Source organism: Shinella pollutisoli, from assembly GCF_024609765.1.
Classification (GTDB): domain Bacteria; phylum Pseudomonadota; class Alphaproteobacteria; order Rhizobiales; family Rhizobiaceae; genus Shinella; species Shinella pollutisoli.
This window is the reverse complement of record NZ_JANFDG010000005.1, coordinates 72,288-95,006: the sequence shown is the minus strand read 5'-3', so window position 1 is coordinate 95,006 and position 22,719 is coordinate 72,288. Positions and strand designations below refer to the sequence as shown.

General features: G+C 67.1%; 23 protein-coding genes. 12 read left to right on the top strand and 11 right to left on the bottom strand.

Annotated features, from left to right (window positions below; translation table 11 throughout):
- Positions 1-10 precede the first annotated feature (10 nt).
- From lon to clpP, 3 genes are all read right to left on the bottom strand, one after another.
- Positions 11-2,434: an endopeptidase La gene (lon, locus tag NNZ72_RS05830; RefSeq protein ID WP_257313962.1), complete on the bottom strand. Its 2,424-nt coding sequence runs from the start codon at positions 2,432-2,434 to the stop codon at positions 11-13.
- 236 nt (positions 2,435-2,670) lie between these two features.
- Positions 2,671-3,948: an ATP-dependent Clp protease ATP-binding subunit ClpX gene (gene clpX / locus NNZ72_RS05825; RefSeq protein WP_257313959.1), complete on the bottom strand. Its 1,278-nt coding sequence runs from the start codon at positions 3,946-3,948 to the stop codon at positions 2,671-2,673.
- A 299-nt stretch (positions 3,949-4,247) separates the two neighbouring features.
- Entirely contained in the window at positions 4,248-4,880 is a 633-nt protein-coding gene (gene clpP, locus NNZ72_RS05820; protein ID WP_257313957.1) for an ATP-dependent Clp endopeptidase proteolytic subunit ClpP, read from the bottom strand.
- Positions 4,881-5,136: 256 nt separating this feature from the next.
- Here clpP and NNZ72_RS05815 point away from each other — a divergent pair, with 256 nt between their 5' ends.
- Positions 5,137-6,405: a cytochrome P450 gene (locus NNZ72_RS05815; RefSeq protein WP_257313955.1), complete on the top strand. Its 1,269-nt coding sequence runs from the start codon at positions 5,137-5,139 to the stop codon at positions 6,403-6,405.
- A gap of 9 nt (positions 6,406-6,414) precedes the next feature.
- On the opposite strand, the gene NNZ72_RS05810 is transcribed toward NNZ72_RS05815, so the two are convergent.
- The 4 genes from NNZ72_RS05810 to NNZ72_RS05795 form a co-directional block, all read right to left on the bottom strand.
- A complete protein-coding gene (locus NNZ72_RS05810) occupies positions 6,415-6,756 on the bottom strand; it encodes a cupin domain-containing protein (protein WP_257313952.1) in 342 nt (113 codons plus the stop codon).
- 175 nt (positions 6,757-6,931) lie between these two features.
- Positions 6,932-8,215: an O-acetylhomoserine aminocarboxypropyltransferase gene (locus NNZ72_RS05805; RefSeq protein ID WP_257313949.1), complete on the bottom strand. Its 1,284-nt coding sequence runs from the start codon at positions 8,213-8,215 to the stop codon at positions 6,932-6,934.
- A gap of 100 nt (positions 8,216-8,315) precedes the next feature.
- Positions 8,316-8,744, bottom strand: coding sequence for a CoA-binding protein (locus NNZ72_RS05800; protein ID WP_257313946.1), 429 nt, complete (start codon positions 8,742-8,744; stop codon positions 8,316-8,318).
- A gap of 66 nt (positions 8,745-8,810) precedes the next feature.
- Complete coding sequence (locus tag NNZ72_RS05795) at positions 8,811-9,248, bottom strand: CoA-binding protein (RefSeq protein WP_257313942.1); 438 nt, start codon at positions 9,246-9,248, stop codon at positions 8,811-8,813.
- A gap of 222 nt (positions 9,249-9,470) precedes the next feature.
- Here NNZ72_RS05795 and NNZ72_RS05790 point away from each other — a divergent pair, with 222 nt between their 5' ends.
- From NNZ72_RS05790 to NNZ72_RS05780, 3 genes are read left to right on the top strand one after another with little or no spacing between them, the layout of a single operon-like run.
- Positions 9,471-10,307 carry an EamA family transporter gene (locus tag NNZ72_RS05790; protein WP_257313940.1) on the top strand — a complete coding sequence of 279 codons (837 nt, stop codon included), beginning with the start codon at positions 9,471-9,473 and terminating at the stop codon, positions 10,305-10,307.
- Between the two features lie 60 nt (positions 10,308-10,367).
- Positions 10,368-10,637 (top strand): type II toxin-antitoxin system Phd/YefM family antitoxin, encoded by a 270-nt coding sequence (locus NNZ72_RS05785; RefSeq protein WP_257313937.1) that lies wholly within the window; start codon positions 10,368-10,370, stop codon positions 10,635-10,637.
- Positions 10,634-10,903 (top strand): Txe/YoeB family addiction module toxin, encoded by a 270-nt coding sequence (locus NNZ72_RS05780; protein WP_257313935.1) that lies wholly within the window; start codon positions 10,634-10,636, stop codon positions 10,901-10,903. Before NNZ72_RS05785 ends, NNZ72_RS05780 begins: the two co-directional genes overlap by 4 nt.
- A gap of 7 nt (positions 10,904-10,910) precedes the next feature.
- Here NNZ72_RS05780 and NNZ72_RS05775 read toward each other — a convergent pair whose 3' ends face one another.
- A complete protein-coding gene (locus NNZ72_RS05775; RefSeq protein WP_257313933.1) occupies positions 10,911-11,729 on the bottom strand; it encodes an enoyl-CoA hydratase in 819 nt (272 codons plus the stop codon).
- 138 nt (positions 11,730-11,867) lie between these two features.
- On the opposite strand from NNZ72_RS05775, the gene NNZ72_RS05770 reads away from it, so the two are divergent.
- The 5 genes from NNZ72_RS05770 (at position 11,868) to argC (ending at position 15,726) form a co-directional block, all read left to right on the top strand.
- Positions 11,868-12,299, top strand: coding sequence for a PaaI family thioesterase (locus NNZ72_RS05770; RefSeq protein WP_257313931.1), 432 nt, complete (start codon positions 11,868-11,870; stop codon positions 12,297-12,299).
- Between the two features lie 228 nt (positions 12,300-12,527).
- Entirely contained in the window at positions 12,528-12,992 is a 465-nt protein-coding gene (rplM, locus tag NNZ72_RS05765) for a 50S ribosomal protein L13 (protein WP_257313928.1), read from the top strand.
- A 2-nt stretch (positions 12,993-12,994) separates the two neighbouring features.
- The gene (gene rpsI, locus NNZ72_RS05760) at positions 12,995-13,474 is read left to right on the top strand and encodes a 30S ribosomal protein S9 (protein ID WP_257313924.1); all 480 of its coding nucleotides are present in this window, start codon (positions 12,995-12,997) and stop codon (positions 13,472-13,474) included.
- 263 nt (positions 13,475-13,737) lie between these two features.
- Positions 13,738-14,691 (top strand): agmatinase, encoded by a 954-nt coding sequence (gene speB / locus NNZ72_RS05755; RefSeq protein ID WP_257313922.1) that lies wholly within the window; start codon positions 13,738-13,740, stop codon positions 14,689-14,691.
- 102 nt (positions 14,692-14,793) lie between these two features.
- A complete protein-coding gene (argC, locus tag NNZ72_RS05750; protein ID WP_257313920.1) occupies positions 14,794-15,726 on the top strand; it encodes an N-acetyl-gamma-glutamyl-phosphate reductase in 933 nt (310 codons plus the stop codon).
- A gap of 241 nt (positions 15,727-15,967) precedes the next feature.
- Here the strand turns inward: argC and NNZ72_RS05745 are convergent, their stop codons facing one another.
- Complete coding sequence (locus NNZ72_RS05745) at positions 15,968-17,032, bottom strand: COX15/CtaA family protein (protein WP_257313917.1); 1,065 nt, start codon at positions 17,030-17,032, stop codon at positions 15,968-15,970.
- Between the two features lie 150 nt (positions 17,033-17,182).
- On the opposite strand from NNZ72_RS05745, the gene NNZ72_RS05740 reads away from it, so the two are divergent.
- Complete coding sequence (locus NNZ72_RS05740; RefSeq protein WP_257313914.1) at positions 17,183-17,389, top strand: DUF2842 domain-containing protein; 207 nt, start codon at positions 17,183-17,185, stop codon at positions 17,387-17,389.
- A 3-nt stretch (positions 17,390-17,392) separates the two neighbouring features.
- Here the strand turns inward: NNZ72_RS05740 and NNZ72_RS05735 are convergent, their stop codons facing one another.
- Complete coding sequence (locus NNZ72_RS05735) at positions 17,393-18,031, bottom strand: CatB-related O-acetyltransferase (RefSeq protein ID WP_257313911.1); 639 nt, start codon at positions 18,029-18,031, stop codon at positions 17,393-17,395.
- A 413-nt stretch (positions 18,032-18,444) separates the two neighbouring features.
- On the opposite strand from NNZ72_RS05735, the gene NNZ72_RS05730 reads away from it, so the two are divergent.
- Positions 18,445-19,710, top strand: a complete 1,266-nt coding sequence (locus NNZ72_RS05730) for a GNAT family N-acetyltransferase (protein WP_257313909.1) — start codon at positions 18,445-18,447, stop codon at positions 19,708-19,710.
- 4 nt (positions 19,711-19,714) lie between these two features.
- Here NNZ72_RS05730 and NNZ72_RS05725 read toward each other — a convergent pair whose 3' ends face one another.
- Complete coding sequence (locus NNZ72_RS05725) at positions 19,715-21,940, bottom strand: Wzz/FepE/Etk N-terminal domain-containing protein (protein WP_257313906.1); 2,226 nt, start codon at positions 21,938-21,940, stop codon at positions 19,715-19,717.
- 201 nt (positions 21,941-22,141) lie between these two features.
- Between NNZ72_RS05725 and NNZ72_RS05720 the strand changes: the two genes are divergently transcribed.
- Positions 22,142-22,717, top strand: coding sequence for a polysaccharide biosynthesis/export family protein (locus NNZ72_RS05720; protein ID WP_257313903.1), 576 nt, complete (start codon positions 22,142-22,144; stop codon positions 22,715-22,717).
- The last annotated feature ends 2 nt before the right edge of the window (positions 22,718-22,719 follow it).

Below are 22,719 nucleotides of genomic sequence, written 5' to 3'. Positions count from 1 at the left end.
GGCGTTATGCTCAATGCGCGACGGCGCCGGCGCCCTCTTCGGACGATTCGACCGGGGCGACCTTGGCGTCCGCGGCCGCGCCGTCCCATTCGATCGGCTCGGGCTTGCGCACCAGCGCATGCTCGATCACCTCGCCCATTCGCGAGACCGGGACGATCTCCATGCTGTTCTTCACGTTGTCCGGAATATCGGCCAGGTCCTTGGCGTTCTCTTCCGGGATCAGAACCTTCTTGATGCCGCCGCGAAGTGCGGCGAGCAGCTTCTCCTTCAGGCCGCCGATCGGCAGCACGCGGCCGCGCAGCGTCACCTCGCCCGTCATCGCGATGTCCTTCGAGACCGGGATGCCGGTCATGATGGAGACGATGGCGGTCGCCATGGCGATGCCGGCCGACGGACCGTCCTTGGGCGTGGCACCTTCCGGCACGTGCACGTGGATGTCGGTCTTGTCGAAGCGCGGCGGCTCGATGCCGAAATCGACGGCGCGCGAGCGGACGTAGGAGGCCGCCGCCGAGATCGATTCCTTCATCACGTCCTTCAGGTTGCCGGTCACCGTCATGCGGCCCTTGCCGCCCGGAAGGCTGACGCCCTCGATGGTGAGCAGCTCGCCGCCGACCTCGGTCCAGGCAAGCCCCGTGACGACGCCGACCTGGTCCTCGCGCTCGGCCTCGCCGTGGCGGAAGCGCGGCACGCCGAGGAAGTCGTGGATGTTCTCCGCCGTCACCTCGACCTTCTTCGCCTTGCCCTTGATGATCTCGGTCACCGCCTTGCGGGCGAGCTTCATCAGTTCGCGCTCGAAGTTACGCACGCCCGCTTCGCGGGTGTACTGCTGGATGACCGCCATCAGCGCGCCGTCGGTGACCGAGAATTCCTTCGGCTGCAGCGCGTGGTCGCGGATCGCCTTCGGCAGGAGGTGCCTTTTGGCGATCTCCAGCTTCTCCTCTTCCGTGTAGCCGGCGATGCGGATCACCTCCATGCGGTCCATCAGGGGCGCCGGGATGTTCAGCGTGTTCGCCGTCGTCACGAACATCACGCTCGACAGGTCGTACTCGACCTCGAGATAATGGTCCATGAAGGTCGAGTTCTGTTCCGGGTCCAGCACCTCCAGCAGCGCCGAGGACGGGTCGCCGCGGAAGTCCATGCCCATCTTGTCGATCTCGTCGAGCAGGAAGAGCGGGTTGGACTTCTTCGCCTTCTTCATCGACTGGATGACCTTGCCGGGCATCGAGCCGATATAGGTGCGGCGGTGGCCGCGGATCTCGGCCTCGTCACGCACGCCGCCGAGCGCCATGCGCACGTATTCGCGGCCGGTCGCCTTGGCGATCGACTTGGCGAGCGACGTCTTGCCGACGCCCGGAGGACCGACGAGGCACAGGATCGGCCCCTTGATCTTGTTGGACCGGGCCTGCACGGCGAGATACTCGACGATGCGTTCCTTGACCTTGTCGAGGCCGAAATGGTCCTCGTCGAGGATCTTCTCCGCGTTGTTGAGGTCGGTCTTGATCTTCGACTTCCTGTTCCACGGAATGCCGGTCAGCCAGTCGAGATAGTTGCGCACGACGGTGGCCTCGGCCGACATCGGGCTCATCTGCCTGAGCTTCTTCAGTTCCGCGTCGGCCTTCTCGCGGGCTTCCTTGGAGAGCTTCGTCTTGGCGATCTTCTCTTCCAGCTCGGCCATCTCGTCGCGGCCGTCCTCGCCGTCGCCGAGCTCCTTCTGGATCGCCTTCATCTGCTCGTTCAGGTAATATTCGCGCTGGGTCTTCTCCATCTGGCGTTTTACACGCGAGCGGATTCTCTTCTCCACCTGAAGAACCGAAATCTCACCTTCCATGAAGCCGAGCGCCTTTTCGAGACGCAGCTTGACGCTCGTCGTCTCCAGCATCTCCTGCTTCTCGACGATCTTGATGGAGAGGTGCGAGGCGACCGTGTCGGCGAGCTTGGAATAGTCCTCGATCTGGCTCGCGGCGCCGACGACCTCGGGGGAGATCTTCTTGTTGAGCTTGACGTAGTTCTCGAATTCCGAGACCACGGAGCGCGACAGCGCCTCGATCTCGACCGGGTCCTCCTCGGGCTCGACCAGCACGTGGGCCATCGCCTCGTAGAAGTCCTCGCGCTCGGTGTAGCCGTCGATCTCCGCGCGCGCACGGCCCTCGACCAGCACCTTGACGGTGCCGTCGGGCAGCTTGAGGAGTTGCAGCACGTTGGCGACGGTGCCGATGCGGTAGATCGCATCGGTCTCCGGATCGTCGTCGGAGGCGTTGATCTGGGTGGCGAGCATGATCTGCTTGTCCGTGCCCATCACCTCTTCCAGCGCCCGGATCGACTTCTCGCGGCCGACGAAGAGCGGGACGATCATGTGGGGGAAAACCACGATGTCGCGGAGCGGCAGGACCGGGAACGCCGTGGTCTCTTGCGGCTGAGACGTCTTTTTCGTCATGTCATGTCCTTTCAAACGTCCCGTTGCCGGGACCCGGAACAGCGCGTGAAGCCCTCTGTCCCGCGTTCTTTTTCCACCCACAAGTGGCGTGCCGTTAACCTTTTTTCAAGTCCGGCGGCGCGGCACCGGGGCCGGAGGAAGCAAAGCCTAGCGGCCGGCCCTGTCGCGGACCTTGCGGGCTGCCGGCGCATACGAAAAGACCCGCCGAGGCGGGTCCTTCCTGTCGGTGACCGGTCTCAGGCCGAGACGTTGGCCTTCTCGTCCGAGCGTTCCGAGTAGATGTAGAGCGGCCGGGCCGAGCCCTTGACCACCTCGTCGGAGATGACCACCTCGCGCACGCCTTCGAGCGTCGGCAGCTCGAACATCGTGTCGAGCAGGATCTTCTCCATGATCGAGCGCAGGCCGCGCGCGCCGGTCTTGCGCACGATCGCCTTCTTGGCGATCTCGCGCAGCGCGTCCTCGTGGAAGGTCAGCTCCACGTCCTCCATCTCGAACAGGCGCTGGTACTGCTTGACCAGCGCGTTCTTCGGCTCGGAGAGGATCTGGATCAGCGCGTCCTCGTCGAGGTCCTCCAGCGTCGCCAGCACCGGCAGGCGGCCGATGAACTCGGGGATGAGGCCGAACTTCACCAGGTCCTCCGGCTCCAGGTCGCGCAGCACCTCGCCGACGCGGCGGTCCTCGGGTGCGCGCACCGTCGCACCGAAGCCGATCGAGGTCTTCTCGCCGCGCGCCGAGATGATCTTGTCGAGGCCGGCGAAGGCGCCGCCGCAGATGAACAGGATGTTCGTCGTGTCGACCTGCAGGAACTCCTGCTGCGGGTGCTTGCGGCCGCCCTGCGGGGGCACCGAGGCGACCGTGCCTTCCATGATCTTGAGCAGCGCCTGCTGCACGCCCTCGCCCGAGACGTCCCGGGTGATGGACGGATTGTCGGACTTGCGCGAGATCTTGTCGACCTCGTCGATGTAGACGATGCCGCGCTGGGCGCGCTCGACATTGTAGTCGGCGGCCTGGAGCAGCTTGAGGATGATGTTCTCGACGTCCTCGCCGACGTAGCCGGCTTCGGTCAGCGTCGTGGCGTCGGCCATGGTGAAGGGCACGTCGATGATGCGGGCGAGCGTCTGGGCGAGATAGGTCTTGCCGCAGCCGGTCGGGCCGACCAGCATGATGTTCGACTTCGCCAGCTCCACGTCGGAGCCCTTGGCGGCATGCGCCAGACGCTTGTAATGGTTGTGGACCGCGACCGAGAGGATGCGCTTGGCCTGCTGCTGGCCGATCACGTATTCGTCGAGGACCTTGATGATGTCCTGGGGCGTGGGAACGCCGTCGCGGGACTTGACCATCGAGGTCTTGTTCTCCTCGCGGATGATGTCCATGCACAGTTCGACGCATTCATCGCAGATGAACACGGTCGGGCCGGCGATCAGCTTCCGGACCTCGTGCTGGCTCTTGCCGCAGAAGGAGCAGTAAAGGGTATTCTTGGAGTCGCCGCCGTTGCTGCCGCTGACCTTGCTCATATCACTTTCCTTCCAGCACGCCGCCCATTCCGAGAGGGAACGGCCGGACCACTCAAACCGCCTTTGCCGGAAACGCCCTGGAAAGCGTCGCCTTGGAAGGCTTCGGGGGTACTGACCGGACGGGGCTTCGCCCCTTTGGCCGGTGGCAACGAATCCCCCACCGAACTGACGAATGCTAGGCCGTCACAGATCAACATAGCATTAATGACCAATATTAACGGCTTTGCCGCGCGGATAAAGCCCCGCCACCATTACAATTGTGTCACATTCGCCACGCCCCGCACACAAATCCTTGAGCCTCAGCCGCCCTCGCCACCCTCGATCGCCTCGCGGCTGGTGATGACGCGGTCGACGAGACCCCATTCCTTCGCCTCGTCCGCGCTCATGAAATGGTCGCGGTCGAGGGTCTGTTCCACTTCCTCGTAGGTCCGGCCGCAATGCCGGACATAGACCTCGTTCAGACGACGTTTCATCTTGAGGATGTCTTTTGCATGGCGCTCGATGTCGGAGGCCTGGCCGGAGAAGCCGCCGGAGGGCTGGTGCACCATGATGCGCGCGTTCGGCGTGGCGAAGCGCATGTCCTTGTGGCCGGCGGCGAGCAGCAGCGAGCCCATCGAGGCGGCCTGGCCGATGCACAGCGTCGAGACGGCCGGCTTGATGAACTGCATCGTGTCGTAGATCGCCATGCCGGAGGTGACGACGCCGCCCGGCGAGTTGATGTAGAGGGCAATCTCCTTCTTCGGGTTCTCGGCCTCGAGGAAGAGGAGCTGCGCGCAGACGAGCGTGGCGATGTGATCCTCGACGGGACCCGTCAGGAAGATGATGCGCTCCTTGAGGAGGCGCGAATAGATATCGTAGGAACGCTCGCCGCGGTTGGTCTGCTCGACGACCATCGGCACCAGAGCCATGGCGGTATCTACGGGATTTCTCATGTCAATCCTTCATCGGTGTGGCCCTGAAACCCTCGCCCAAGCGTTGGGAATCAGCAAGTTTCGTCCTCCCTACATAGAGTGTGAGGGTAGAGGACTTCAAGACAGGCCGGCGTTTTGGCCTCGTCTATGCCGCAATGCGGTTAACCCGTAAGGGCAAGCCCGCGATTTTCACCGCCGATGCGGGGACAGGGTAAAGAAAGCGTGAAGCCGGGCGGGATGCCGCAGGCGAAAAATCGCGGTTTTCCCGAAGCCGCGAATGCGCTACCGCTCGGCCATGACGACAAAGCCCTTTCCCTTCCTGATCATCGATCCCGCAACCCGCCGCGTCTCGCTCGACGGCCGCGACCCCGCCTTCTACCGCGACCCCAATCCGGTCTATGCCGCGCTGCACGCGCACTGTCCGACCTTCTGGTGGGAGGAGCAGAGGCAATGGACCTTCACCGGCTACGACGCGGTGAACGGGCTCCTGCGCGACCGCCGCTTCGGCCGGCAGATCCTGCATATCGCCAGCCGCGAGGAACTCGGCCTGCCGGAGCCGTCGCCGCATCTGAAAAACTTCGACGCGGCGGAGGCCTGGTCGCTCCTGGAGCTGGAGCCGCCGGAGCACACGCGGCTGCGCACGCTCGTCAACCGCGCCTTCGTCTCGCGCCAGATCGAGAAGCTGACGCCGGAGATTTCCGCGCTCTGCCACGAGACCATCGACCGCTTCGAGAAGGACGGGCGGGTGGAGCTCCTCTCCGCCTTCGCCGACATCCTGCCCGTCACCATGATCGCCCGGATGATCGGCATTCCCGACGCGATGGGGCCGCAGCTTCTCAAATGGTCGCACGCCTATGTGCGCATGTACATGTTCGGCCGCACCCGCGCCGACGAGGACGCGGCCGACAAGGCGGCGGCGGAATTCTCCGACTACGTGCGCGGCGTCATCGCCGAGCGACGGGAAAACCCGCGCGACGACCTGCTGACCCACATGATCCACACCGAGCATCGCGGCCAGCTGCTCACCGACGACGAGCTGGTCTCGACCACCATCGTGCTGCTCAACGCCGGCCACGAGGCGACGGTGCACCAGATCGGCAACGCCGTGCGCACCATCCTCGAAAGCGGCCTCGACCCCGCCCGCCTCTTCGCCGAGGCGAAGACGACGGAACGCACCGTCGAGGAATGCCTGCGCATCTCCGCCCCCGTGCACATCTTCCAGCGCTGGGCGCTGGAGGACGCGGAGATCGACGGCGTGCCGCTGAAGCGCGGCGACAAGGTGGCGATGATCCTCGCCGCCGCCAATCTCGACCCGAAGAAATTCTCCGACCCGCTCGTCTTCAGGCCGGAGCGCGACGAGGGCGCGAACCTCTCCTTCGGCGCGGGCATCCATTTCTGCATCGGCGCGCCGCTCGCGCGGCTGGAGCTCAACATCGCCCTGCCGATCCTCTTCCGCCGCCTGCCGGGCCTCAGGATCGCGGAAAAGCCCGTGGTCAAAGACGTCTATCATTTCCACGGGCTGGAGGCGCTCCGCCTCGAATGGTGAGAAAGCGGTTCAAAGCCGGATGACGTAATCCTTGCGAGTCGTTTCAACGACTTCCCAGGTTCCCTTGAAGCCGGGCCTGAGGATCAGCCGGTCGCCGGCTTTGAGGTCGAAGACCGTTCCGTCGTCCGCAGTGACGACAGAGCGGCCTTCGAGGATGTGGAAATATTCCCACTCGTCATACTGGATGCGCCACTTGCCGGGCGTCGATTCCCAGACGCCCGCATAGAGCCCGTCCGCCTCCTCGATGTTCCAGGTGCGGAAGACGGGATCGCCGGCGATCAGCCGGTCCGCGGCGGGGCGGCCTTCCTCGGGCGCGATGGCGGCGATGTCGAAGGTCTGTGCGGTGCTCATGTGATCGTCCCTTGAGCGGACACGGCCCCTCATCCGGCTGCCGCCACCTTCTCCCCGCAAGCGGGGAGAGGGATATGCCGCGCTGCTTTCCGACCATCGGGAAAACTTGCCCCGTTCCCCTTCTCCCCGCTTGCGGGGAGAAGGTCCCGGCAGGGGGATGAGGGGTCAATCCGCCTCACGCCTTCCCCAGCGCCTGCTCCAGGTCGGCGATGATGTCGGCCACGTCCTCCAGCCCCACGGAAAGCCGCACGACCTCCGGCCCGGCGCCGGCGGCCACCTGCTGCTCCTCGCTGAGCTGCCGGTGCGTCGTCGAGGACGGGTGGATGACCAGCGAGCGGGTGTCGCCGATATTGGCGAGGTGGGAGAACATCTCCAGCCCCTCGACGAAGCGTTTTCCCGATTCGTAGCCGCCCTTGAGGCCGAAGGTGAAGACGGCGCCCGCACCCTTCGGCGAATAGCGCTGCTGCAGCACATGGTTGGCGTCGTCCTCCAGGCCCGGATAGTTGACCCAGGCGACCTTGTCCTGGCCCTTCAGCCATTTGGCGACGGCGAGCGCATTGTCGCAATGGCGCTGCATGCGAAGCGGCAGCGTCTCGATGCCCGTCAGGATCTGGAAGGCGTTGAAGGGCGAGATCGACGGGCCGAAGTCGCGCAGGCCGAGAACGCGGCAGGCGATGGCGAAGGCGAAGTTGCCGAAGGTCGCGTGCAGCACGATGCCGGCATAGTCCGGCCGCGGCTCGGAGAGCGCCGGATACTTTCCGGACGCCGACCAGTCGAAGGTGCCGCCGTCGACGATGATGCCGCCCATGGAATTGCCGTGGCCGCCCATGAACTTGGTGAGCGAATGCACGACGATGTCGGCGCCGTGCTCCAGCGGGCGCACGAGATAGGGCGTCGCCATCGTGTTGTCGACGACGAGCGGCAGGCCGTGGCGGTGGGCGATCTCGGCGATCGCCGCGATGTCGACGAAGGTGCCGCCCGGATTGGCGAGGCTTTCGACGAAGATCGCCCTGGTCCTGTCGTCGATCTGGCTCTCGAAGCTCGACGGGTCGGCGGGATCCGCCCAGCGCACCTGCCAGTCGAACGACTTGAAGGCGTGGCCGAACTGGTTGATCGAGCCGCCGTAGAGTTTTCGCGCGGCGACGAAATTGTCGCCCGGGCGCATGATCGTGTGGAAGACGAGGAGCTGGGCGGCGTGGCCCGAGGCGACGGCGAGCGCGGCCGTGCCGCCCTCCAGCGCCGCGACGCGCTCCTCCAGCACCGCCTGCGTCGGGTTCATGATGCGGGTATAGATGTTGCCGAAGGCCTGCAGGCCGAAGAGCGAGGCGGCGTGGTCGGTGTCGTTGAAGACGAAGCTCGTCGTCTGGTAGATCGGCGTGGCGCGCGCGCCGGTCGTCGGGTCCGGCTGCGCGCCGGCATGGATGGCGAGCGTCGCGAAACCGGGCTTGTTCGTGGTCATTGGAAGGCCTCCCTCATGAAGTCGAGGCACTATTCCAGAGCCCCGCACGCCGGTCAAAGGGAGATTTCTCCTGTCCACGCCTGCCGTTATGCCGGCCGCGTCAGGCGACGAGGCGCGGATATTCGATGGCCGGGCAGCGGTCCATCACCACGTCGATGCCGGCCGCTTCCGCCTTCGCCGCCGCGCCGTCGTGGCGCACGGAGAGCTGGCCCCAGATCGCCTTCGGCCGCGTCTTCATCGCCAGCACCTCGTCGACGACGGAGGGCAGCGCCTCCGGCGCGCGAAAGACGTCGACCATGTCGACCGGCTCGGGAATGTCGGCGAGGCTGGCATAGACGGTACGGCCGAGGATCTCCTTGCCGGCCTGGCCCGGATTGACGGGGATGACGCGGTAGCCCTTGCGCAGCAGGAAGGCCATGACGCGATGGCTCGGCCGCTCCGGGTTGGGCGAGGCGCCGACGAGCGCGATCACCTTCGTCCGGCGCAGGATGTCGGCGAGATAGCCGTCCGGATAGGAATCATGATTCATCGCACCGCCTCCTGGTTTTCGCGGGAGAATTGGAGCAACGCGGTGCGAAGTCAACCGGTTCCGCGTTCAGGAGGCCTTGCGCATCAGCAGCGGATATTCCGTCACCGGGCAGCGGTCCATGACCACCTTCAGGCCGGCCGCCTCGGCGCGGGCGGCGGCCGCGTCGTCGCGCACGGTGAACTGGCCCCAGACGACCGACGGCAGCGGCCGCATCGCGAGCACCTCGTCCACCACCGCGGAGAAGCGGTTCGCCGCGCGGAACACGTCCACCATGTCGACGGGCTGCGGGATGTCGGCGAGCCGGGCGAAGACGCGCTGGCCGAGGATCGTGCCGCCGGCATGGCCGGGGTTGACGGGGATGACGCGATAGCCCTTGCCGAGCAGGAAGCCCATGACGCCGTGGCTCGGGCGGGCGTCGTTCGGCGAGGCGCCGACGACGGCGATCGTGCGCACGCTGCCCAGGATGTCGCGGATATAGGAGTCGCTGTAATGATCGTGGTTCATCGATGCCTCCTCGGGCTGTCGTGACCGCTCCCCTCCTTCTGGTCCGGCGGATATCCTAGCGCGCAATCGTGAAGAAGACGACAGCGCCGCAGGCCGCAAAGGCGGGCGGACTGTGCCGTTGCGGGTCACATCCGCCGCCCGCCGGCCAAAAATCCCGATTGCAAAGCGCCCGCATTCGCGGGAATGGTGGTCCCCTGCCCGCCTGCTTTCCGAGGTTCCTCCTTGCCGCTCGACGTCCTTTTCCTCGTGCTCTTCGCCGCGGCCCTGCATGCGACCTGGAACGCGCTCGTCAAGGCCGGCACCGACAAGTCGCTCGATTCGGCCATGGTCTCGCTCGGCGCCGGCGTGGTCGGGCTGTGCTTCCTGCCGTTCGTGCCGCTGCCGGCGCCGGCGGCCTTCCCGTTCCTCCTCGCCTCCGCCTTCCTGCAGTTCGTCTATTTCCAGCTCGTCGCGGCCGCCTACCGGGCGGGCGACATCGGCCTCGTCTATCCGCTGATGCGCGGCACCGCGCCGCTGATCGTGGCGATGACGAGCGGGCTGGTGCTCGGCGAGCACCTGTCGGGCGCGGCCATGGCCGGCGTGCTCGTCATCTCGGCGGGGGTGCTGACGCTCGCCTTCGAATCGCGCCACGGCGGCAGGCAGGCCTTCCTGCTGGCGCTCGCCAACGGCATGGTGATCGCGACCTACACCTTCGTCGACGGCGCGGGCGCGCGCATCTCCGGCAACGCCGTCTCCTACACGCTGTGGATGTCGCTCCTGCCGCCCGTGCTGCTCTTTTCCTGGGCGGTCGCCCGGCGCGGCGCGGCTCCCGTCTGGGGCCACGTCCGGCGCACCTGGAGACGCGGCCTCTTCGCCGGCGCCGGCTCCATCGCTTCCTACGGCCTGGCGCTCTGGGCGATGACCAAAGCCCCGGTCGCCACCGTCGCGGCGCTGCGCGAGACCGCCATCCTCTTCGCCCTCCTCATCTCCGTGCTGATCCTCAAGGAGAAGGCAAGCCCCTGGCGCTACGCAGCGGCGACGGTGATCGCCGCGGGCGTGCTGGTGCTGAAGCTCGGATAGTCGTTGAACGCCGGCGGCCGATCCTGTATTGTACGAATTTACGTACATTGGAGCACGAGAATGAAGGTCCTCAGCCTTTCCGAACTGCGCGCGAACATGGCGAAACACTTCGACAGCCTCGAAGCCGACCGCGACGAGATCATCGTCACCCGGCAGAACCGCGAGCCGATGGTGATCATGTCGCTTGCCGACTTCGAGAGCTGGAAGGAGACGATGCACCTGATGGCGAGCCCCGCCAACCGCGACCGCCTGCTCCGGTCCATCGCGTCGCTCGATGCAGGTCACGGCACTGCGAAGACGATCGACGAGCTTGCCGCCGCCGGCAAATGAACATCACCTTCTCGCCCGACGCCTGGGCCGATTTCGTCTGGTGGCTGGAGAACGACCGCAAGACGGCGGAAAAGATCGTCGGCCTGATCAAGGCTTGCCGGCGCGAGCCCTTTGCGGGCATCGGCAAGCCGGAGCCGCTGCGCGGCGAGCTCAAGGGCTTCTGGTCGCGCCGCATCACGCAGGAGCACCGGCTGGTCTACCGGGTCGCGGGCGGCGGGACGGCGCAGGTGCTGGAAATCGCCGCCTGCCGCTATCACTACAGCTAGGCAGCCGTCACTTGCCCCATTCCGGCATGCGCTTGCCGAGGAAGGCGCCGATGCCTTCCTTCGCGTCGTCGGCGAGCATGTTGTCCACCATCGTCGCCACGGCGAGGTCGTAGGCCTCGGGCAGCGGCAGGCCGGCCTGGGCGCGGAAGGCGGCCTTGCCGATCCGCAGCGCCTGCGGCGACTTGGAGGCGATGACGGAAGCGTATTTGTCGATCACCTGGCGCAGGTACTGTCTCGGCACGATGCGGTTGACGAGGCCGAAATCCTTGGCCGTCGAGGCGTCGATGGTCTCGCCGGTCAGCAGCATCTCCATCGCCTGCTTGGGATGGGCGGCACGCGTCACCGCCACCATCGGCGTCGAGCAGAACAGGCCGATATTGACGCCCGGCGTGCAGAAGGTGGAGGTGTCGGTGCAGATCGCCAGATCGCAGCTCGCCACGAGCTGGCAGCCGGCGGCCGTCGCCAGCCCGTCGATCTCGGCCACCACCGGCTGCGGCAGGCCGGCGATCTTCAGCATCAGGTCGGCGGCCATGCGCATGGTCTTCTCGAAGAAGGCGCGCCCGCCGTCCGGATCGGCGCGGTGCGCGGTCATCTCCTTGAGGTCGTGGCCGGCGGAGAAGAGGTTGCCGGTCGAGGCGACGACGACGACGCGCACCGTCCCGTCTTCCGCCGCGGCGTCGAGTGCGGCGCCCAGCGCCTCCATCAGCGCGATCGACAGCACGTTCGCCGGCGGATTGTCGAGCGTCAGCCGCAGCACCGGCCCGCTGCGCTCCGCCCGCACGAGGCCCGTCCGCTCCTCTTTCCTGAACGAAACCACATCCGCCATCGCACGCTCCTCCGTCTCTTTCTTCGGTCCTACGCCCGGCGGCGGCGGGTTTCAAGAGTCGCGGCCTAGACTTTCAGGGGGCTTGCCGGGCGCGGAAATCCGGTCTGTAACGGCGGGGATAGAAGGAGGACACGCATCGTGACACTGACGCCGATCATGGACCCGGAGGCGCTCAACCGCTTCCTGGAGACCGACTTTCCGCAGATCCACACCGACGGCAAGGTGTTCGAGGTGACGGAGGTCGGGCCGGGGACGGTCGTGATGCGGCTCGCGCCGAACGAACGGCACCTGCGCCCCGGCGGCACGATCTCGGGTCCGACCATGTTCGCGCTTGCCGACGTCGCGGCCTATTGCGCGGTGCTCGCGCATATCGGACCGGTGGCGCTCGCCGTCACCACCAATCTCAACATCAACTTCCTGCGCCGGCCCGAGCCGGGGCCGCTCACCTGCGCCTGCCGCATCCTCAAGCTCGGCAAGCGGCTGGCGGTGGTGGAGGCCGCGATCCATGGCGCCGATCCCGACGATCTGGTCGCGCATGCCACGGCGACCTATTCGATTCCGCCGCGATAATGTGTGGTATCCAAATACCTTTTTCATAACATATTGTTTTCATTAATTTATCTTGCAGGCTGCCGGAATGCCTCCTCTTGACGCGATGCCCCGCCTCGCCTATAAGCCGCCTCGATCGCGGTCCCCGGTGGCCGCGTTCGATTTTTGGCGTCCGCGGGGCGCCAAGCCAAGCAACAAGAAACGCCCGGCCCGCAAGGGTTCCGGGTTTCCAGAGAAAGAGCACCTCCCATGGCAACCTTCGTCCAGAAGCCCGCCGAGGTAGAGAAGAAGTGGATCCTCATCGACGCCGAAGGGCTCGTCGTCGGCCGCCTCGCTACCCTCATCGCCAACCGCCTGCGCGGCAAGCACAAGGCGACCTACACGCCCCACGTCGATGACGGCGACAACGTCATCGTCATCAATGCGGAGAAGGTCGTCCTGACCGGCAAGAAGTATTCCGACAAGACCTACTACTGGCACACCGGCTATCCCGGCGGCATCAAGGAGCGCACCGCGCGCCAGATCATCGAAGGCCGCTTCCCCGAGCGCGTCCTTGAGAAGGCAGTCGAGCGCATGGTTCCGCGCGGCCCCCTCGGCCGCCGCCAGATGAAGAACCTGCGTGTCTATGCCGGCCCGAACCATCCGCACGAAGCCCAGCAGCCCGTCGCCCTCGACGTCGCCGCTCTGAACAGCAAGAACACAAGGAGCGCCTGACAATGGCCGATCTCTCCTCGCTCAAGGACCTCGGCGTCACCGGCACCGACGCTCCGGCCGCCTCCGCCCCGGTCCACGTCAAGAAGGTCGACGCCCAGGGCCGCGCCTATGCCACCGGCAAGCGCAAGGACGCCGTCGCCCGCGTCTGGGTCAAGCCGGGCTCCGGCAAGATCACCATCAACGGCAAGGCCTTCGACGCCTATTTCGCCCGTCCGGTCCTGCAGATGATCCTGCAGCAGCCGATCATCGCGGCGGCCCGCGACGGCCAGTTCGACGTCGACGCCACGGTTGCCGGCGGCGGCCTCTCCGGCCAGGCCGGCGCCGTCCGTCACGGCATCTCCAAGGCGCTGACCTACTACGAGCCGGCGCTGCGCGCCATCCTCAAGAAGGGCGGCTTCCTGACCCGCGACTCGCGCGTCGTCGAGCGCAAGAAGTACGGCCGTGCCAAGGCCCGCCGTTCGTTCCAGTTCTCCAAGCGCTAAGCCGCTCGGACGATCGTCTTTCGGGAAAGGCCGGGGTTTTGCCCCGGCCTTTTCGTTTGCTGCTCGCCCCCTCATCCGGCCCTTCGGGCCACCTTCTTTCCGGTGGGGAGAAGGAGGTTCGCAGCGCGGCGGTTTTCCCCTTCTCCCCTCGGGGAGAAGGTGCCGGCAGGCGGATGAGGGGGCCATTCGGCCTTTTCACCCACGCCCCCTTGCCATCGCCCGCGCGATTGGCGAACGTCCGCCAACTCCGGAGGAACCTCGCCATGGCCAACAGGACCATCGACCACGCCGTCACCGCCCGCACGCTGAAGAGCGCCGCATCGGACCCGACCCATGCCGGCGTCCTCTCCTTCATGCGGCGGCGCTATACCAAGGTGCTGCGGGACGCGGACGCGGTCGTCTGGGGCATTCCCTTCGATGCGGCGACCTCCAACCGGCCGGGCGCGCGCTTCGGGCCGCAGGCGATCCGCCGCGCCTCGGCCATCATGGACAACGACCCGCAATATCCCTTCGAGCGCGACCTGTTCGCCGACATGGCCGTTATCGACTACGGCGATTGCCTGCTCGACTACGGCGACCACCGCAAGACGCCGGCCACCATCGAGCGCGAGGCGCGGAAGATCCTGAAATCGGGCGCCTACCTGCTGACCCTCGGCGGCGACCATTTCGTCACCCTGCCGCTGCTCAGGGCGCATGCGGAGAAATATGGCCCCCTCGCCCTCGTCCAGTTCGATGCGCACCAGGACACCTGGCCGGACGAGAAGGGCCGCATCGACCACGGCTCCTTCGTCGGCACCGCCGTGCGCGAGGGGCTGATCGATGCCGAGCGCTCCATCCAGGTCGGCATCCGCACCCATGCGCCGGAGGATTGCGGCATCCGCATCCTCTACGGCTACGAGGTGGAGGAGATGGGCGCCGCGGCGATCGCCGAGGAGATCGTCCGCCACGTCGGCTCGGCCCCGACCTACCTCACCTTCGACATCGACTGCCTCGATCCGGCGTTTGCGCCCGGCACCGGCACGCCGGTCGCCGGCGGCCCGTCGAGCGCGAAGATCCTGTCGGTGCTGCGCAAGCTCGGCGCGCTGCACGTGGCGGGCTCCGACGTGGTCGAGGTGGCGCCCGCCTACGACCATGCCGACATCACCGCCATCGCCGGATCGGCGGTCGCCATGTACATGCTGGGGCTACGCGCGGAATGGCTCGCGGAGCGGCGATGAACGGGCCTGTCTCCTTAGTTCTTACGCATTGTCCCTCCGCAAAACCGCTTCGCACTTTTGCTGGAAATGCTCTATAGCGAAGCACCAGCAAAGGAGCGGCAGATGAAACCGAAGATCTTCATCGATGGCGAGCACGGCACGACGGGCCTGCAGATCCGCACCCGCATGGCCGGCCGCGGCGATGTGGACCTCATCTCGATTCCCGAGGCCGAGCGCCGCAACGCGCAGCTTCGCGAGGACCTGCTGAACAGCGCCGACATCGCCATCCTCTGCCTGCCGGACGACGCGGCGAGAGAGGCCGTCGCCATGATCGAGGGCAACAACAGGGTGCGCGTCATCGACACCTCGACGGCGCATCGCGTCGCCCCCGACTGGACCTACGGCTTCGCCGAGATGGACCGCGGCCAGGCGAGAAAGATCGCCGGCGCCCGCCTCGTCGCCAATCCCGGCTGCTATCCGACCGGCGCGATCGGCCTCCTGCGCCCGCTGCGCATGGCCGGCGTCCTGCCGGAGGACTATCCCGTGACGGTCAACGCCGTCTCCGGCTATACCGGCGGCGGCAAGCAGCTCATCGCGCAGATGGAGGATGAAAACCATCCCGAGCACATCGACTCGCCGCATTTCCTCTACGGCCTGCCGCTCAAGCACAAGCACGTGCCGGAGATGCAGGTGCACGGCCTCATTTCCCGCGCGCCGCTGTTCTCGCCCTCCGTCGGGCGCTTCCCGCAGGGCATGATCGTGCAGGTGCCGCTGCACCTCCCCGACCTCAACGACCACGCCTCGCTCGGCTCGATCCATGCGGTGCTCGCCGACCACTACGCCGGCCAGGACATCGTCGAGGTGGTGGACCTCAAGGAGAGCGCCGCGCTCTCCCGCGTCAACGCGGTGGAGCTTGCCGATTCGGACCGGATGAAGCTCTACGTCTTCGGCACCGCCGGCGCGCCGCACGTCAACCTCGTCGCACTGCTCGACAATCTCGGCAAGGGCGCGTCCGGGGCGGCGGTGCAGAACATGGACCTGATGCTGCGGGGGTAAGGTCAGCCCCTCATCCCGCTGCCGCGACCTTTTCCCCGCAAGCGGCAGGTCGATCGCATATGAAATTGTGAGGGCGCCGTCCGCCCCTTTTCCCCGCCGGGGAGAAGGTCGCGGCAGCGGGACGAGGGGGCGCCGAAGGCGAACCGATGCGTTGCCCCCTCATCCGGCCCTTTCGGGCCACCTTCTCCCCGGCGGGGAGAAGGATGGCGGAGACGCGGCAGCGGGATGAGGGAATTCCCCCTTACCGCGGATATTCCCCGACGAAGCCGCGCCAGTGGGCCACCGCGAAGCCGAGGACGACGAGCGCGCCGCCCTGGTGCGCGAGCGCCCAGCCGAGCGGCACCTGCCAGATCAGCGTCAGGATGCCGATCGCGGCCTGAAGACAGACGAGGCCGAAGAGAAGCACCGAGCGGCGCGCATGGGTCGTCTCGGGCGCCGCGCGGATCGACGAGACCATGTGGACGAGCACCAGCGCGAAGAGCACGTAGGCGCCGATACGGTGGACGAACTGCACCGCCTTCGGGTTCTCGAAGAGGTTGATCCACCAGGGTTGCTGCACGAAGAGCCCGCCCGGCACCAGCGCCCCGTCCATCAGCGGCCAGGTGTTGTAGGAAAGCCCCGCGTCGAGGCCGGCCACCAGCGCGCCGAGATAGATCTGGAAGAGCGCCATGAAGGCGATGGCAGCCGCCCAGCGCCGCGAGGTCGCCGTCGGCGCCGGGTCGTCGCTGTGTGGCGAGAGCGCGCGCATGACCCAGACGGTGCCGGCGAAGATGAGACAGGCGATGACGAGATGGGCGGCGAGCCGGTACTGGCTGACCGACACCCGTTCGGCAAGCCCCGAGGTCACCATCCACCAGCCGATGAAGCCCTGGAAGCCGCCGAGCGCGAGCAGCCCGGCAAGCGGCCAGCGCAGCCGCCGCTCGATGCGGCCGGAAAGCCAGAAGAAGACGAGCGGCACGGCGAAGACGAAGCCGATCGACCGGGCGATCAGCCGATGCGCCCATTCCCACCAGAAGATGGTCTTGAACTCGTGGACGGTCATGCCCTTGTTGATCTGCTCGTATTGCGGGATGCGCTGGTAGAGCGCGAACTCCTCCTGCCATTCGGCCTCGGTCAGCGGCGGGATGACGCCGTGGATCGGCTTCCATTCGGTGATGGACAGGCCGGAATCGGTGAGCCGCGTCGCGCCGCCCACCAGCACCAGCACGAAGAGCGTGAACAGCACGAGGCCGAGCCAGCGGCGGATCTGGTGGCGGTTGCGGTCGATCCTGTCGGCGTCGGCGAAAGCGGCGGTGACGGCGCTCATCTGTCGGCTCCCTTTTCCGCCCTGTGAACGGCGGATTGCACGTGCTTCGGCATCCCTTGCGGGTCGTGGCGTTGATTTGCCCCAGCCGGCCGTGCAAAACAAGGCCGGACTCTTTGCGGCATGCCGTCGCGCCCAACCGGAACACCGTCTATGCCCCCTCGCCTCAGAAAATTGGTCGGCACCGTGCTGATCATCGTCCTCGTCGTCGTCTATGCGCTGGTCGCCACCACCGTCGCCTCGGCGACGCTCGGGCAATCGCCCTGGTGGATCCACCTTATCTATTTCCTCTTCACCGGCCTGTTCTGGATCCTGCCCGCCATGCTGATCATCAAATGGATGGAGAAGCCCGGCCGGTGAGGCTCAGGCCGCGCGCTCCAGCGCGGCGACGTCGGCCCCGGAGATCAGCGCGATGTTGCGCGTCACCTTCTCCGCCGGCCAGTCCCACCAGGCGACGGCGACGAGGCGCGCGACGGTCTCCGCGTCGAAGCGGTACCGCACGACGCGGGCCGGATTGCCCGCCACCACCGCATAGGCCGGCACGTCGCGGCTCACCATCGCACCGGCGGCGACGATCGCCCCGTCGCCGATCGTCACGCCCGGCAGGATCGTCGCCTCGCGGCCGATCCACACGTCGTTGCCGACCGTCGTGTCGCCCTTGAAGCCGGAGGCGAAATGTTCCGGGTCGTAGGCCTCGCGCCAGGCGCCGGGGAAGATCGCGAAGGGATAGCTCGACAGCCCGTCCAGCGCATGGTTCGCGCCGTTCATGATGAAGCGCGCGCCGGTGGCGATGGCGCAGTAGCGGCCGATCCGCAAGCGGTCGCCGATGAAGTCGAAATGGTAGAGGACGCATTTCTCCTCGAAATGCTCCGGTCCATCGGGATCGTCGTAATAGGTGAAGTCGCCGACCTCGATCAGCGCCGAGCGGACGATCGGCTTCAGGAAGCCGATGCGGGGGACGCCCGCGACGGGATGGGCGGCACGAGGGTCCGGTTCTGTCATGGCGATGCTCCCGATTGTATGCAGGCTATCGCCTATGGATATGGCTCTCCTCCGGCCTGCCGGCCACCTTCTCCTTGGCTGCGGGGAGAAGGAGATATGCCGCACGGCCGTCCTCGATCATCGGCCGCCCGTGGGGCAGGTCCCCTCTCCCCGCTTGCGGGGAGAGGGTTAGGGCGAGGGGCAAAAACCAGAGGCGATGGTCCTGCGATTGCGCACGGGACTCTAGCGCGCAGCGCCGGCGCCGGCCACCCTCCGGCCTTTTCGGCGATCCGTTAGAGAATTGCTAACCGCACCCGCCACTTTTCCGGGGCAAGGCGGGCGGAGCCACTGGATTTAAACCATTTCCGCAAGCCTAGTGCCTAATGTGAGCTTGGCGGCGATCGCGTCGCCGGCTTCGAAAGCAAGGGTACGCCATGGGAGCGATGCAACTCCATTTCCAGATCATGCCTGCCGAGCGGGAGCTCGCGGCGCGGCATTTCGGACCGTTCGCCGGCGGCGGGCGCGCCCCTTCCGTCGTGCCGCTCGAAATCCGCCTGCACGACCGCATGGAGCCGCTGGAGGCCGCCTGGCGCGCGCTGGAGGCGGAGAACAACCTGTCGCTCCACCAGAGCTACGACTGGTGCCGCGCCTGGGCCGAGACGCATGCCTGCCGGCTCCTGATCGTCGAGGGCGTGGCCGAGGGCCGCACGCAGCTCATCCTGCCGCTGGAGATCGTCCGCCACGGCCCGGTGCGCACGGCCCGCTTCCTCGCCACCGATTTCAGCAACATCAACACCGGCCTCTATACCGAGGAATTCCGATTCCTCGCCGCACCGCCGCGCCTCAGACAGGCGCTCGACCGGGCGCGCGGCCAGTTCGCCCGCTATTTCGACCTGTTCATGCTGGAGAAGGTGCCGCTCGAATGGCGCGGCGAGACCAATTCCTTCGCCGACCTGCCGGCGACGCTGAACCAGAACGCCGCCTTCCAGCTCGCGCTGTTCGAGGATTTCGACCGCACGCTCGCGCAGGTCAACGCCAAGCGCCGGCGCAAGAAGTTCCGCAATTCCGAGCGGCGGCTGGAGGCGCTCGGCGGCTACGAGCACGTCGTTGCGCAGACGGCGGCGGAGGGCCGCAGGCTCCTCGAACTGTTCTTCCGCCAGAAGGCCGCCCGCTTCGAGACGATGGGCCTGCCGGACGTCTTCCGCGACGAGGAGACGCGCAACTTCTTCCGCGCGCTCGTCGACCTGCCGGCCGGCGCCGACGCCTACCCGCTGCAGCTGCATGCCGTGCGCCTCAAGGGCGAGAACGACGGGCGCATCGTCGCCATCGCCGGCCTGTCGCGCAAGGGCGACCACGTGATCTGCCAGTTCGGCTCGATCGACGAGACGATCGCCGCCGACGCGAGCCCGGGCGAGTTCCTGTTCCATCTGGCGATCCGCAAGCTCTGCGGCGAGGGCGTCAGGCTCTTCGACTTCGGCATCGGCGACCAGCCCTACAAGCGCTCCTGGTGCACCGCCGAGACGCCGCAGCACGACCTGCTCTGGCCGACGACCGTCGCCGGCAGCGCGATCGCGGCCGTGCACCGGGCGAAGGCCGGCGCCAAGCGCCTCATCAAGCAGAACCCGCAGGTCTATTCGTTCCTCCAGCGCATCCGCTCCGGCAAGACGGAATTCGTGCGCGCCGAGGACGACGCGGACTGAGGCCTCACGCGGCGGCCTTGCGGCCCGGGTGGCGCGGCGGCTCCGCGCTTTCGCCGGTCATCAGCACGATCTCGCTGTAGCCCGCCTCGCCGAAGGCGCCGATCAGCGCGACGATCTCGTCCTCCTCGGCGCCCGGGATGGAGAGGATGATGTCGGTGCCGGCGTCGCGGGTGAGCCGGCGCACGCCCTCGACCTCCGCCGGGCCGCATTCGACGATCACCGTGTCATAGGCGTCCGACAGCGAATCGATCACCATCGACAGCCGGTCGATGCCGCGCATCGCCCGCTTGATGTTGGCATTGCCGCGCGGGACGATATGCGCGCCGGACAGCCGGTCGCCGTGGATGATGTCGGCGAAGGCCGCATCGCCGACGAGCAGGTCTGTGATGCCCGGCGCATGCAGGCTGTGCGCCATCAGCCGCGTCGGGCAGGCGGAGCCCGTGAGGTCGATCAGGATCGTCTTGCGGTGCTCGCCGGCGATGCGCCGCGCCAGCATGACGGCGGCCGTCGAGCCGCGGTCGCCGGAGGGCGAGACGGAGATCGCCACGGAAATGTTGTTGTCGACGATGTGGCGCGCGACGGCGGGGATGGAGAAGTCGCCCTCCTCCTCCGCCGCGGCGACGATGGCGGGCGACGCCCCCTCCTCCACGAGTTCCTCTTCCTCCTCGATGCCCGAGAGCAGCGAGCGGGCGGGCGCATGCAGGTCGCGCAGCGCGCCCGCGTCGGAAAGCGGCCGCGCCGCCTTGCGGCGTCCGGGCTGGACGGGAACGGCCTCCGCCTCCGGCTCGACCGTCTCGCGGCGCGCCGGCAGCGCGACGGCACCGCCGACCGGCTTCAGCGCGCGGCCGCTGAACAGTTCGGCGAGCAGGATGGCGATGGCGCTCAGCGCGAAGCCGGCAAGCCCGCCGACGAGCGTGATCGGCAGCACCTTCGGGAAGGCGACCTCGGTCGGCTCGACGGCCGCGGAGATGACGCGCGCGTCGGCGGGCGTCGAATTGCTGCCGGTGCGCGAGGTCGCCTCGCGGTAGCGGGCGAGATAGGTCTCGAGCAGCTGGCGCTGGGCGGTCGCCTCGCGCTCCAGCGCCTTCAGCCCGACCTCGTCCTCGCCGGCGCGCGCCGTGTCGGCCTTCAGCGTGTTGAGCTGCTGGACGAGCTGCGTCTCGCGGAACCGCGCTGTCTTCGCCTCGTTCTCCAGGCTCGACAGGATCTTCCGCGTCTCCGCCTTGATCTGGCCGCGGATGCCTTCCAGCTGCGAGCGCAGGCCCTTGAGGCGGGGATGGCCGTCGAGGAGCGAGGTGGAGAGATCGGAGATCTGCCCCTGGATCTGCGATTCGCTCTCCTTCAGCCGCTGGATCATCTGCGAGCCGACGACGTCGGGAAGCGTGTCCGGCGCGCCGCCCGCCTGCAGCACGGTGCGCACGCTCTCCGCCCGCGCCTCGGCATTGGCCCGCTCGCCGCGCACGCGGGCGAGCTCGGTGGAGATGTCGTTCAGCTGCTTGACGGCGAAGGTGGCGTTCTCGCCGGTCGGCAGGAGATCGGCCTGCGCGCGGTACTCGGCGACCTTCTGCTCTGCCTCGCGCACCTTCTCGCGCAGGTTGGCGATCTCCGGCTCCAGCCAGCGCGTCGCCTCGGAATTGGTGTCGAGCTTGGCGCCGCTCTGCAGCGACATGTAGACCTTCGCCATCTCGTTGGGGATCTCGGCGGCAAGGCGCGGGTCCTTCGAGGAGAACTCGATGCCGATGACGCGCGACTTCTCGACCTGGTAGACGACGAGCTTCTCGTTGAACTCCTTCAGCACCCGCTCCTCGGGCGCGAGCTCCAGCGGGTTCTTCTTGATCCCGACGAGGACGAGCAGGTCGGACAGCGCCGAGGGCCTGGCGGTCGGGTCGAACTCCTCCAGCTCGTAGAGCTTCATGTTGCGCGCGACCTGCTTGATGAGGTCGGCGGATTTCAGGAGCTGCACCTGGCTGACGATGCCGAGCTCGTCGAGCACGGGCGGCTCGCGGCCGGGCGAACGGTCGGTGCCCGTGGTGAAGGCCGGCTCGCGCGTCTCGATCAGGAGGCGCGCCTCGCTCTTGTAGGTGGGCGTGACGAGGCTCGCCCCGACGAAGGCGAGGCCCGCGAAGGCCGCCGTCGCCAGCAGCACGCGCATGCGGTTCCGCCAGATGGCGCCGAAGAGACCGCCCAGGTCGATATCGACATCCTGCTGGCTTGCGTGAACCCCCGACATTTTCCCACTCCAGACACTGCGAATTGTCGGCAGAGTAAACAAACATGGTAACGCAAGGGTTAACCGACGCCGGCCGCCCTGCCCGCGTTGCCGATAAAAATTTCACCGGCGGCGACGCGAAGCGGCCGGCCTTTACCAGCCATTAACCCTAACGGATCGATAACGAAGCAAGACTTCAGGTTTTCCGGAATGGGAAAGCGCATGACTTTCGCAACGTTCAACAGGGGCATGCTCGTCGCGCTGGCGCTGATCGCGCCGGCCGTTTCGGGCTGCAGCGGCTACCGCCCCGCACCCAAGGCCTTCCACGACGCGACGATCCAGCCCTACCGGCTCGACAGCGGCGACCGGCTGCGCATCACCGTGTTCGAGCAGACCGGCCTCAGCAACAGCTACTCGGTCGACCAGGCCGGCTACATCGCCTTCCCGCTGATCGGCGCCGTGCCGGCGCGCGGCCGCACGATCCAGGAGCTGGAAGGCGCCATCGCCGCGAAGCTGCGCCAGGGCTACCTGCGCGACCCCGACGTCTCGATCGAGGTCGACCGCTACCGCTCCATCTACATCATGGGCGAGGTCGGCCAGGCCGGGCAGTACAGCTACGTCGCCGGCATGACGGTGCAGAACGCCATCGCGGTCGCCGGCGGCTTCTCGCCGCGCGCCAACCAGGGCGACGTCGACATCACCCGCAAGATCAACGGCAAGATCATCACGGGCCGCGTCTCCATCTCCGATCCGGTGCTCGCCGGCGATACGATCTATGTCCGCGAACGGCTGTTCTGACC

Excerpts from the sequence above, each read along its gene's own strand:
- speB (WP_257313922.1), top strand. The coding sequence starts at position 13,738 with ATGGCCAACAGGACCATCGACCACGCCGTCACCGCCCGCACGCTGAAG.
- lon (WP_257313962.1), bottom strand. The coding sequence starts at position 2,434 with ATGACGAAAAAGACGTCTCAGCCGCAAGAGACCACGGCGTTCCCGGTC.
- NNZ72_RS05805 (WP_257313949.1), bottom strand. The coding sequence starts at position 8,215 with ATGACCACGAACAAGCCCGGTTTCGCGACGCTCGCCATCCATGCCGGC.
- clpP (WP_257313957.1), bottom strand. The coding sequence starts at position 4,880 with ATGAGAAATCCCGTAGATACCGCCATGGCTCTGGTGCCGATGGTCGTC.
- NNZ72_RS05780 (WP_257313935.1), top strand. The coding sequence starts at position 10,634 with ATGAACATCACCTTCTCGCCCGACGCCTGGGCCGATTTCGTCTGGTGG.
- rplM (WP_257313928.1), top strand. The coding sequence starts at position 12,528 with ATGGCAACCTTCGTCCAGAAGCCCGCCGAGGTAGAGAAGAAGTGGATC.
- NNZ72_RS05745 (WP_257313917.1), bottom strand. The coding sequence starts at position 17,032 with ATGAGCGCCGTCACCGCCGCTTTCGCCGACGCCGACAGGATCGACCGC.
- NNZ72_RS05815 (WP_257313955.1), top strand. The coding sequence starts at position 5,137 with ATGCGCTACCGCTCGGCCATGACGACAAAGCCCTTTCCCTTCCTGATC.
- NNZ72_RS05810 (WP_257313952.1), bottom strand. The coding sequence starts at position 6,756 with ATGAGCACCGCACAGACCTTCGACATCGCCGCCATCGCGCCCGAGGAA.
- NNZ72_RS05800 (WP_257313946.1), bottom strand. The coding sequence starts at position 8,744 with ATGAATCATGATTCCTATCCGGACGGCTATCTCGCCGACATCCTGCGC.
- clpX (WP_257313959.1), bottom strand. The coding sequence starts at position 3,948 with ATGAGCAAGGTCAGCGGCAGCAACGGCGGCGACTCCAAGAATACCCTT.
- rpsI (WP_257313924.1), top strand. The coding sequence starts at position 12,995 with ATGGCCGATCTCTCCTCGCTCAAGGACCTCGGCGTCACCGGCACCGAC.
- NNZ72_RS05795 (WP_257313942.1), bottom strand. The coding sequence starts at position 9,248 with ATGAACCACGATCATTACAGCGACTCCTATATCCGCGACATCCTGGGC.
- NNZ72_RS05730 (WP_257313909.1), top strand. The coding sequence starts at position 18,445 with ATGGGAGCGATGCAACTCCATTTCCAGATCATGCCTGCCGAGCGGGAG.
- NNZ72_RS05735 (WP_257313911.1), bottom strand. The coding sequence starts at position 18,031 with ATGACAGAACCGGACCCTCGTGCCGCCCATCCCGTCGCGGGCGTCCCC.
- NNZ72_RS05720 (WP_257313903.1), top strand. The coding sequence starts at position 22,142 with ATGACTTTCGCAACGTTCAACAGGGGCATGCTCGTCGCGCTGGCGCTG.
- NNZ72_RS05775 (WP_257313933.1), bottom strand. The coding sequence starts at position 11,729 with ATGGCGGATGTGGTTTCGTTCAGGAAAGAGGAGCGGACGGGCCTCGTG.
- argC (WP_257313920.1), top strand. The coding sequence starts at position 14,794 with ATGAAACCGAAGATCTTCATCGATGGCGAGCACGGCACGACGGGCCTG.
- NNZ72_RS05725 (WP_257313906.1), bottom strand. The coding sequence starts at position 21,940 with ATGTCGGGGGTTCACGCAAGCCAGCAGGATGTCGATATCGACCTGGGC.
- NNZ72_RS05740 (WP_257313914.1), top strand. The coding sequence starts at position 17,183 with ATGCCCCCTCGCCTCAGAAAATTGGTCGGCACCGTGCTGATCATCGTC.
- NNZ72_RS05785 (WP_257313937.1), top strand. The coding sequence starts at position 10,368 with ATGAAGGTCCTCAGCCTTTCCGAACTGCGCGCGAACATGGCGAAACAC.